Here is a 9075-nt window from a genome sequence, read left to right as displayed (position 1 = left end):
GATCACGCCCAAGTGGGTGGACGGGACCATGGTCGGCGGCTGCTCCTTCATGCTGCACGTGCGCCATGCGGCGGCGGCGATCAACGAGGGTCTCTGCAGCACCGTCCTGATCACCCACGGCGAGTCGGGGCGCAGCCGGGTTGGCGCCGGCGGCCGGTTCGGCGGCGGCGGCGCGGCCAGCCTGCAGGGCCAGTTCGAGATGCCCTACGGCCCGATGGGCCCGCCCACCATGTTCACCATTCCCGTGCTCCGCTACCTCAAGGCCCGCGGCTACACCGTCGAGGACCTGGCCACGGTCGCGGTGATCCAACGGGAGTGGGCAGCGAAGAATCCGCGCGCCAGCTTCAAGGACCCGATCACCGTCGCCGACGTGCTGAACTCCGACATGATCGCCTGGCCGTTCACCAAGCTGATGTGCTGCCTGGTGACCGACGGCGGCGGGGCGCTGATCCTGACCTCGGCCGAGCGGGCCAGGGACTTCCCGCAAAAGCCCGTCTACGTGCTCGGGACAGGCGAGAGCGTCGAGACGCCGATGGTCAGCCAGATGGAGGACTTCACCTCCTCCAAGGCCTTCCGGATCTCCGGCAAGAAGGCGTTCGAGGAAGCCGGCATCGGCCACGCCGACGTAGACCACCTGATGATCTACGACGCCTTCGCCCACCTGCCGCTCTACGGCCTGGAGGACCTCGGCTTCTGCAAGCCCGGCGAGGCGGCGGCGTTCATCCGTGAGCGGAACACTGCAATCGGAGGCAAGCTGCCGCTGAACACCAACGGCGGCGGCCTCTCCTACATGCACTCGGGCATGTACGGCATGTACGCCCTGCAGGAGAGCGTGCGGCAGATGCGCGGGGTGGCTCCGGCCCAGGTCCCCGGCGCGAAGATCAGCGTCAGCCACGGCGTGGGCGGCATGTTCGCAGCGTCGGGCACGATCATCTTCTCCAACGAGGCGCCGTAGGAAGTGTCACAGGTTCCTTCTCACCTTGTGGGAGAAGGTGGCCTGCGAAGCAGGTCGGATGAGGGGTCTCTCAGGCATGTCCGGTAGGCGGCTCGATCGTCGCGCGTCCAGCGGAGCGCAACCCCTCATCCGCCGACCGGAGCCTGGCCTCGGGTCGGCCCTTGGCCGAGCCCGGGGGGCTGACACCTTCTCCCGCAAGGGGAGAAGGATCGCGTTGGTCCTGCTTGCGATGGCGGGCATGGCGATCGCGCCATTGGTCTATGCCGACCCGGCCCCCAGCCTCACCCTGACCGGCGCGATGACCCACGCCGACCATCAGACCTACCGCGAGGTCCCGTTCCGGGTGCCGGCAGGGACCACGCGGCTGACGGTCGAGTTCACCTATGCGGGCAAGGACCAGAAGTCGGTGATCGATCTGGGGATCCGCGATCCGCAGCGTCTCCGCGGCTGGAGCGGCGGGAACAAGCAGAGCTTCACGATCTCCGAGGCCGAGGCCACGCCCTCCTACCTGCCGGGGCCGCTGCCGGCCGGGACCTGGAAGCTGGTGCTGGGCGTGCCCAACCTGCGGGCCGGCGCCGAGGCCCGCTACACCGCCCGGGTGTACTTCGAGCACGGCCCCAGCTTCGCAGGTTTCAACGCCGCGCCTGTGAAGGCCGGCCCCGGCTGGTATCGCGGCGACCTGCACATGCACACCGCCCACTCCGACGGCTCCTGCCTCTCGCAGCGCGGCGCCCGCGTGCCATGCCCGGTGTTCAAGACCCTGGAGGCGGCCCATGCGCGCGGCCTCGACTTCATCGCCGTCACCGACCACAACACCGCGTCCCAGAACGACGCCCTGCGCGAGCTCGCGCCCTATTTCGACGACCTGCTGCTGATCCCCGGGCGCGAGATCACCACCTTCCAGGGCCACGCCAACGTCTGGGGGCCGGCCTCGCCGATCGACTTCCAGCTGGGCTCGGCCCGGGCGCCGACCCTGGCCACCATCCAGGCCGAGGTGGAGAAGGCCGGCGGGCTGATCTCCATCAACCACCCCGGCCAGCCCTCCGGCGAGAGCTGCATGGGCTGCGGCTGGTCGGTGAAGGACACGGACTTTTCCCGCATCCAGGCCATCGAGGCGGTGAACGGCGGATCGCTGTGGCTGCCGGGCGGCGCGGAGAGCGGGCTGTCCGGCATCCCCTTCTGGGAGGCGCGCCTGAACGCCGGGTTCCGGATCACCGCGGTCGGCGGCTCCGACAACCACGACGCCGGCTTCGATCCGGCCAGGCCGGCGTCGGTGGGCTACCCCACGACCGTCGTGCACGCCAAGGCGCTGTCGCAGCCGGCCATCCTGGCGGGGATCCGCGCCGGCCATGTGTTCATCGACGTCAGCGGCCAGCGCGACCGCCTGCTGGAGGTGACCGCGACCGCGTCCGGCCAGACGGCGGAGATGGGGGATGCGCTCGCCGCGCCGAAGGGTGAGGCGGTCACCCTGCGCGTGCACGTCACTCACGCCGCCGGCGCTGTCGTCAGGCTGGCCGGGGACGGCGCGAAGCTGGCGGACCGGGCGGAAGCGCCGCTGGCGGGGGATGACGAGACGGCGACCTTCCGCCTGACCGGCGACGGCCGGCGCCACTGGGTGCGCGCCGACGTGCGCGGCGGCTCGGAAGGACGCATCTGGATGTTGGGCAATCCGGTCTACCTGAACGCCCCGGCCGCCCCGGGCGGTTAGGCGACGGCGCTGGCCTCGCCGCCCGGCGCCTCGGACACGCCGCTGACGGCGTTCATGATGCTTTCGATCAGCGCCTGGGCGTGGATTGGTTTGGAAAGGTGCAGGTCCGCGCCCGCGTCCTGGCTGGAGCGGATGTGCTCGTCAAGCGCGTTGGCGGTCAGCATGATCACCGGCGTCCTCGGGGCGCCGGTCTCGCGCTCCCAGGCGCGCAGCATGGTGGTCGCCGAGAGTCCGTCGAGCTCCGGCATCTGCATGTCCATCAGGACCACGTCGAACCGTTCGGCCTGCAGGAGGTCGAGGGCCAGCTGGCCGTTTTCGACGATAGTCGGGACGACGCCCACCGACTCCAGGATGAGCTCGACGACCTTCTGGTTGGTCGGATGGTCCTCGGCCACCAGCACCCGGCAGCCGGCGATGTCGAGGGGCGCAGCCTGGTCGGCCCCGTCCTCGCTCGCCTCCCCTTCAAGCCGTTCTAGCGGCATATAGACCGCGAAGGTCGATCCCTCGGCGGGGGCCGACTGCACCACGATGCGCCCGCCCATCAGCTCGATCAGCGAGCGGCTGATGGCCAGCCCGAGGCCCGTGCCGCCGAACCGGCGGCGGATCGAGGCGTCGGCCTGCTCGAAGCGGCGGAACAGGCGTGCGCCGGTCTCCTCGTCGAAGCCGATGCCGGTGTCGGAGACCTGGAAGCGGACCTCGTCGCCGAAGGCGATCACTTCGAGCGCGACCTCGCCGGACTCGGTGAACTTCACCGCGTTTGACAGCAGGTTCGAGAGCACCTGGGTGATGCGCACGGTGTCGCCGGCGAATCGGCCCGCCGCCTCCGGCGCGATCGACCAGCGGAAGGCCAGGCCCTTGCTCTGCGCGGAGGCGCGGTGCAGCTCGGCGATGCCGCCGACCAGGCGCTCCATGGTGAACTCGTCGCGGGCCAGGCTGATCTCGCCGGCCTCGATCTTCGAGAAGTCGAGGATGTCGGTCAGCACCCGCTCCAGCAGCCGGCCCGACGAGACGATCAGCTCGGCGAGCTCGCGTCCCTTGGGGGTGGTCTGCTGGTTGGCCAGGGTCTCGGAGATCGCGATCACCCCGTTCAGCGGTGTGCGCAGCTCGTGGCTCATGTTGGCGAGGAAGCGCGACTTCTCGGCGTTGGCCCGCTCCAGCTGGGCGGTCCGCTCGCTGACGCGGTCCTCCAGGGAGGCCAGCACCGCGACCGTCTTCTCGCGCTCGGTGCGCAGCGAGACGGCGAGCACGCCGATCTCGTCGCGGCGGCGCTCCACGTCGCTGACGTCGGGGCGCTCGGCGGCGTCGGGGTCGCAGGAGGCGGCCAGACGCTCGACCGGCTCGACGATGCGGCGGCGGGCCATCAGCACCACCGCCAGCGCCTGGATCGCCGACGCGATGCCGCCGATCAGCAGCACCCAGGACGCCGAGCGCGCCGCCGAGGCCATGACATTGGCCTTGGGATAGGTCAGCAGCAGGTACCAGTTGGGTCCGCTTAGGCGTCCGAAGGCCACGATCTGGCGGCCGTCGATACTCTCGATCACCCCGTTCTCGCGGCCGTCCTTGGCGATGGCGCCGGCGAGGTCGGTGAGCGCGAACTTCTTCTGGTATTGGGCCAGGGTCTTCTCAGGCGCGTGCGCCTGGTCGGTGAATCCCGGATAGGCGATCAGCTCGCCCTTGGAGGTGACGATCAACGGCGAGGCGCCGGAGGGCGTGCCCTTCAGGGCGTTGAGGAAGAAATGGGTCAGCTCCATGGACGAGCCGAACGAGCCCACATAGCGGCCGTCGACGTAGGCCGGCGTCAGGCAGGCCGTGGCCAGGCGCTTGCCGTCGGTGTCCTGGATCAGCCGCTGCAGGTTGGTGCAGCGGGTCGCGCGCGAGGGATCGAACTGCGGCAGCGTGACCTTGGCCATCTCCTCCTGGGCGATGGAGAGGTCGGCCGGGGCGTCGCGGCGGTAGAACAACAGGTGGTCGGGCCGGTCCGGGCCGTACATCACCAGCCGCGTCGCAGGCGTGAAGAAGTAGAGGTTGTCGTAGTCCTTCCGGGCAGCCTGACCGAGGTCGCCGACCAGCCGGAAGGCGGCCACCAGGGCCTTCATCTCCTCCGGCGGCGCTTCGCGCGCCCGGCCGATGAAGGCGCCAATGCCGTAAGTGAAGTCACCCTGTTCACTGACGCCGTCGAAGTATTCCGGCCGGCTGCGGCGCGTGCCGTCCGCCTGCAGCGGCATGTAGCGGTCGGCAAGCTTGCGCACGTCGGCGTCGGTCAGGTGCGCCATCCGACGCTGCAGCTCCTCGCCGGCGGCCCGGTGGAGGCTCGAAAGGTTGGAGAATTGGCGATCGACATTGCTGCTGCGCTCCCGGACATAGTCCGTGAGGTAGCCGATCTGCCGGTCCGACAGCTCGCGCTCGAAGACGACAAAGGCGCCGAGGGTGCCGAGCACCGTCATGACCAGCGACATAACCCCGACGCTGATCAGGAACCGACGCGAAAGCGATTTCATTGAGGCCATGAGGACTCCAGCTGCCGTCGGAGCTTAGCCATTGTTCGTTGAGGGCGCGTTTACGGGGAACGCGTTACCCGAACCCGGACGAAAACCGGCCTTGCTGGACTGCGTGGTGGTGGGCGCGGGCCCTGCCGGCTTGACCGCGGCGATCTACCTCGCGCGCTTCCGGCGGTCGTTTTGCGTGATCGATGCGGGCGGCAGCCGCGCGGCCTGCATTCCCCGCAGCCACAACCACCCGGGGTTTCCCGGCGGGATCGCCGGCAAGACCCTCCTTGGCCGCATGCGCCGCCAGGCGCAGGCCTACGGCGCGGACATCCGTGCAGCTCACGTGGAGGGCCTGCGGGCTCTCAAGGCCGGCTTTCGGCTGGAGACATCCGAAGGACCGGTCCGCGCGCGCAAGGTGATCCTCGCCACAGGCGTGATTGACAATGAACCCGAGGCGCCCGGCGTCGAGGCGGCGGTGCGGCGGGGGCTCCTGCGCGCCTGCCCGATCTGCGATGGCTACGAGGCGAGCGGCAAGACCGTGGGCGTGATTGGCGCTGGCCCCCACGGGGCGCGCGAAGCCGGGTTCCTGACCACCTACTCCAAGGACGTGTGGCTGATCCACGTGGGCCGCGCAGAAGACCTGCCGGCCGACGAACGGACGCGACTGAAGGCCGCCGGCGTCGGCGTGATCGAGACGCCGATCGAGCGCGTGGTGCTCGACGGCCGCCACAGCGCCGCGCTCTGCTTCGGCCCCGGCGAGCCGCGCGCCTTCGACGTCGTCTACATGGCCCTCGGCGTGACCCCGCACGTCACTCTGGCCATCGGCGCCGGCGCGAAGCTCGACAAAACCGGCCGCCTGGTCGTTGGCGAGCACCAGGAGACCTCCGTGCCGGGCCTCTATGCCGCCGGCGACGTCGTGCGCGGCCTGAACCAGATCTCCGTCGCCCAGGGCGAAGGCGCCATCGCCGCCACCGACGTCCACAATGCGCTGGCGGGGCGCCGTTAGGGCCACCTGGGGGATCGGGCTTGGCCGCGGCGTTGGCTCCTTTCCGGGTTGGAAGGGGCTCTCGGCCTCGCCCACGTCAGGCGATGGTGTCCACGACGCCGCCGTCCACCCGCAGCGCAGCGCCGGTCGTCGCCGACGACAATGGCGAGGCGACATAGACCACGAGATTGGCGACCTCCTCCGGCGTGGCGGCCCGCCGGATGATCGAGCTCGGCCGATGGGCCCGGACGAAGTCCGACGCCAGCTCATCGATGGGCCGGCCCGATTTCTCCAGCGCCGGCCGCAGCATCTCGCGCACGCCTTCGGTCAAGGTCGGTCCAGGCAGGATCGCGTTCACCGTCACGCCGGTTCCGGCGACCCGCTTGGCCAGCCCGCGGGAGAGCGCGAGGTCCGCGGTCTTGGTCACGCCGTAGTGGATCATGTCGGCGGGAATGTTCAGGCCGGATTCCGAGGAGATAAAGATCACCCGGCCCCAGCCGCGCTCGATCATCTGCGGCAGGTAGGCGCGCGAGAGCCGGACGCCGGACATCACGTTCACCTCGAGGAACCGCGCCCACACCTCGTCGGGGACCTCGAAGAAGTCCTGCGGACCGAAGATGCCGACGTTGTTGACGAGGATGTCGGCCGAAGGTTCGGCCACGACCAGCGCTGCGCACCCCTCAGCCGTACCCACGTCGGCCGCAACGCCTCGCGCGGTGGCTCCCGGGACGGCCTCGCGGATCCGCGCGATGGCTGCGGAGACCGCTTCCTGCGTCCGGCCGTTGAGCACGACCGCCGCGCCGGCCTCAGCTAGGCCCTTGGCGATCGCAAAGCCGATACCGCCGGTCGAACCGGTCACGACGGCGGTCTTTCCTGAAAGGTCGATCTGCATGGCGGCTCCTTTCGGCTGAGATAGTGCGGCGCGCTGACCGCTCAAGCCACGGCGGCCGCGGCGGCGCGGTTGACGCAACCATCGGGGCCGGCACAAGTTATGTTGCGATGCACACTAAACCCATATCGCAACGCAGCATGGGCCCGGTGCGTTCCGTCTGCCTGGCGTTGCAGGGCGGCGGCGCCCTGGGCGCGTTCACCTGGGGTGTCCTCGACGCGCTGTTGGGTCGTGGCGTGGAGCTCGAAGCCATCAGCGGCGCGAGCGCAGGCGCCGTGAACGCCGTTGTCCTGGCCGATGGGCTGCTGGACGGTGGCCCGGCCCAGGCCCGCGAGAAGCTCTCCCGGTTCTGGCGCAAGCTCAGCGACATCATCTTCCTGAGCGGTTCCCCCGCCGCCCAGGCGGCGTTCGGCGCCTTGGACCTGCTTTCGGTGCGGCCGTCTCCCGCCCTGCTCAATCCCTTCGGCCTCAACCCCTTGCGCGACCTGCTCCGCCAGGAGATCGACTTCGATCGGCTGCAGCGGGAGAGTCCGATCCGGCTGTTCATCGCCGCCACCCGCGTCGACGACGGGAGCGCGCGGATATTCCGCACCGAGGAGGTGACGCTGGAGGTGGTCCTCGCCTCGGCCTGCCTTCCGCAGTTCCATGACGCCGTCGAGATCGATGGCGAAGCCTACTGGGACGGCGGCTACAGCGCGAACCCGCCGATCATGGAGCTGGTCCGCGCGACGCGATCCAGCGACCTGCTGGTTGTCGAGCTCACGACGCCCGAGCCGCTCGGGGCGGACGCCGGCGGGACGCAGATCGAGCGGCGGCTGCGCGAGTTCGCCCTGGGCGCGTCGCTGCAGCGGGAGCTGGACACGTTACTGGACCTGCAACGGATGTGCGTCGCCGAGCCCGCAGCGCGCTCCCGCCTGGCCCGCCGGCTGAGGACCCTGCGCGTGCACCGCCTCTCCGCGCAGGCCCATCTCCCCGAGGCGCCTGGCCTGAACGGGCTCGATCTGACCTGGCGCGGACTGAGCCGGCTCTCGGAGAGCGGAGCCGCCGCGGGCGAGCGCTGGATCGCCTAGTGTCCCGATTCCGAAGTTCGCAAGCGCTTGCGGCTGGCTTTGGCGAACTTCAGAATCGATGAGGGCACTAGCAAGTGTAGGTTTCTAGTGTGCTTTTTGGATTTGAAGTTCGCTCGGCGCATGGCCCGTGAGTGCGGCGAACTTCAAATCCAGCACACTAGGCCAGCTCTACCGGTCAAACTTGGTCGCCAGCACGATGGAGGAATTGGTGCGCTCGACGCCGCGCAGGGCGCCGATCTCGTCGATCAGGGCGTCCATCTCGCCGACGTTGGGCGCCTCGACCGCGGCGATCATGTCGGAGGGTCCGCTGACCGACTGCAGCTTGCGCACGCCGGGCATGCGCTGCAGCGCCGCGGTGACCGCGGCGGCCTGTTTCGGCTCGACCGTCAGCATGACGAAGGCGTGGATCAGCGCCGCCTCGCGAGCCTCGGAGAGCTTGACCGCATAGCCGGCGATCACCCCGGAGCGCTCCAGCCGCGCAAGCCGGCTCTGCACGGTGGTGCGCGAGAGGCCGAGCGCGCGGGCCAACTCCGCCACCGGGGCGCGGGCGTTGTCCCGCAGGCGAGCAAGCAGGTGGTTGTCGAGGTCGTCCATATTCGTCGTTTCGCCGAATATTGCGGTCCATATGCCAAGTTATGCCACGAATATCGCCGAGATGCGAGTTGATTCCGGCGCCGCAGCAAATCATCTTTTGGGGGAACGTTTGAGGGGATCAACTATGCGCAAAGCCGCCGTCGTCGGAGCCGGCAAGATCGGCTCCACCATCGCCAGCCTGCTGGCAGGCTGCGGCGACTATGAGGTGCTGGTCATCGACCGCAGCGCTGAGGCGCTGGCCGAGATCGACAAGCGGGCCGGGACCGCCGCCATGGCCATCGACGACCCCGCGGCCCTGGCCAAGGCGCTCGCCGGCTGCTTCGCCGTCGTCAACGCCGCGCCCTACCACCTGACCGCCGTGGTGGCTGAGGCCGCCAAGGCCGCCGGC

General features: G+C 69.7%; 8 protein-coding genes. 5 read left to right on the top strand and 3 right to left on the bottom strand.

Features of this window, described 5'->3' with window-relative positions; genetic code table 11:
* Both JWP28_RS08085 and JWP28_RS08080 read left to right on the top strand, forming a co-directional pair.
* On the top strand, nucleotides 1-955 hold a 955-nt coding region (locus tag JWP28_RS08085; RefSeq protein WP_299541883.1), incomplete at its 5' end, for a thiolase domain-containing protein.
* Nucleotides 956-1169: 214 nt separating this feature from the next.
* Nucleotides 1170-2663, top strand: a complete 1494-nt coding sequence (locus JWP28_RS08080; protein ID WP_299541881.1) for a CehA/McbA family metallohydrolase — start codon at nucleotides 1170-1172, stop codon at nucleotides 2661-2663.
* On the opposite strand, the gene JWP28_RS08075 is transcribed toward JWP28_RS08080, so the two are convergent.
* Entirely contained in the window at nucleotides 2660-5170 is a 2511-nt protein-coding gene (locus JWP28_RS08075) for an ATP-binding protein (RefSeq protein ID WP_299541879.1), read from the bottom strand. The genes JWP28_RS08080 and JWP28_RS08075 overlap by 4 nt on opposite strands.
* Nucleotides 5171-5261: 91 nt before the next feature.
* Here JWP28_RS08075 and JWP28_RS08070 point away from each other — a divergent pair, with 91 nt between their 5' ends.
* Nucleotides 5262-6155: an NAD(P)/FAD-dependent oxidoreductase gene (locus JWP28_RS08070; RefSeq protein WP_299541877.1), complete on the top strand. Its 894-nt coding sequence runs from the start codon at nucleotides 5262-5264 to the stop codon at nucleotides 6153-6155.
* 76 nt (nucleotides 6156-6231) lie between these two features.
* Here the strand turns inward: JWP28_RS08070 and JWP28_RS08065 are convergent, their stop codons facing one another.
* Complete coding sequence (locus JWP28_RS08065) at nucleotides 6232-7026, bottom strand: SDR family oxidoreductase (RefSeq protein ID WP_299541875.1); 795 nt, start codon at nucleotides 7024-7026, stop codon at nucleotides 6232-6234.
* A gap of 146 nt (nucleotides 7027-7172) precedes the next feature.
* On the opposite strand from JWP28_RS08065, the gene JWP28_RS08060 reads away from it, so the two are divergent.
* Nucleotides 7173-8093 (top strand): patatin-like phospholipase family protein, encoded by a 921-nt coding sequence (locus JWP28_RS08060; RefSeq protein ID WP_299541873.1) that lies wholly within the window; start codon nucleotides 7173-7175, stop codon nucleotides 8091-8093.
* Nucleotides 8094-8261: 168 nt separating this feature from the next.
* Here the strand turns inward: JWP28_RS08060 and JWP28_RS08055 are convergent, their stop codons facing one another.
* Nucleotides 8262-8687: an Lrp/AsnC family transcriptional regulator gene (locus JWP28_RS08055; protein ID WP_299541871.1), complete on the bottom strand. Its 426-nt coding sequence runs from the start codon at nucleotides 8685-8687 to the stop codon at nucleotides 8262-8264.
* 124 nt (nucleotides 8688-8811) lie between these two features.
* On the opposite strand from JWP28_RS08055, the gene JWP28_RS08050 reads away from it, so the two are divergent.
* Nucleotides 8812-9075 (top strand): saccharopine dehydrogenase NADP-binding domain-containing protein (locus JWP28_RS08050; RefSeq protein WP_299541869.1); only part of this gene is annotated, 264 nt, incomplete at its 3' end.

The sequence above is a fragment of the Phenylobacterium sp. genome, assembly GCF_028290885.1.
Taxonomy (GTDB): domain Bacteria; phylum Pseudomonadota; class Alphaproteobacteria; order Caulobacterales; family Caulobacteraceae; genus Phenylobacterium.
The sequence above is the reverse complement of the archived record's forward strand: the minus strand, read 5'-3'. Positions and strand labels throughout refer to the sequence as shown.

Excerpts from the sequence above, each read along its gene's own strand:
- JWP28_RS08075 (WP_299541879.1), bottom strand. The coding sequence starts at position 5,170 with ATGGCCTCAATGAAATCGCTTTCGCGTCGGTTCCTGATCAGCGTCGGG.
- JWP28_RS08065 (WP_299541875.1), bottom strand. The coding sequence starts at position 7,026 with ATGCAGATCGACCTTTCAGGAAAGACCGCCGTCGTGACCGGTTCGACC.
- JWP28_RS08055 (WP_299541871.1), bottom strand. The coding sequence starts at position 8,687 with ATGGACGACCTCGACAACCACCTGCTTGCTCGCCTGCGGGACAACGCC.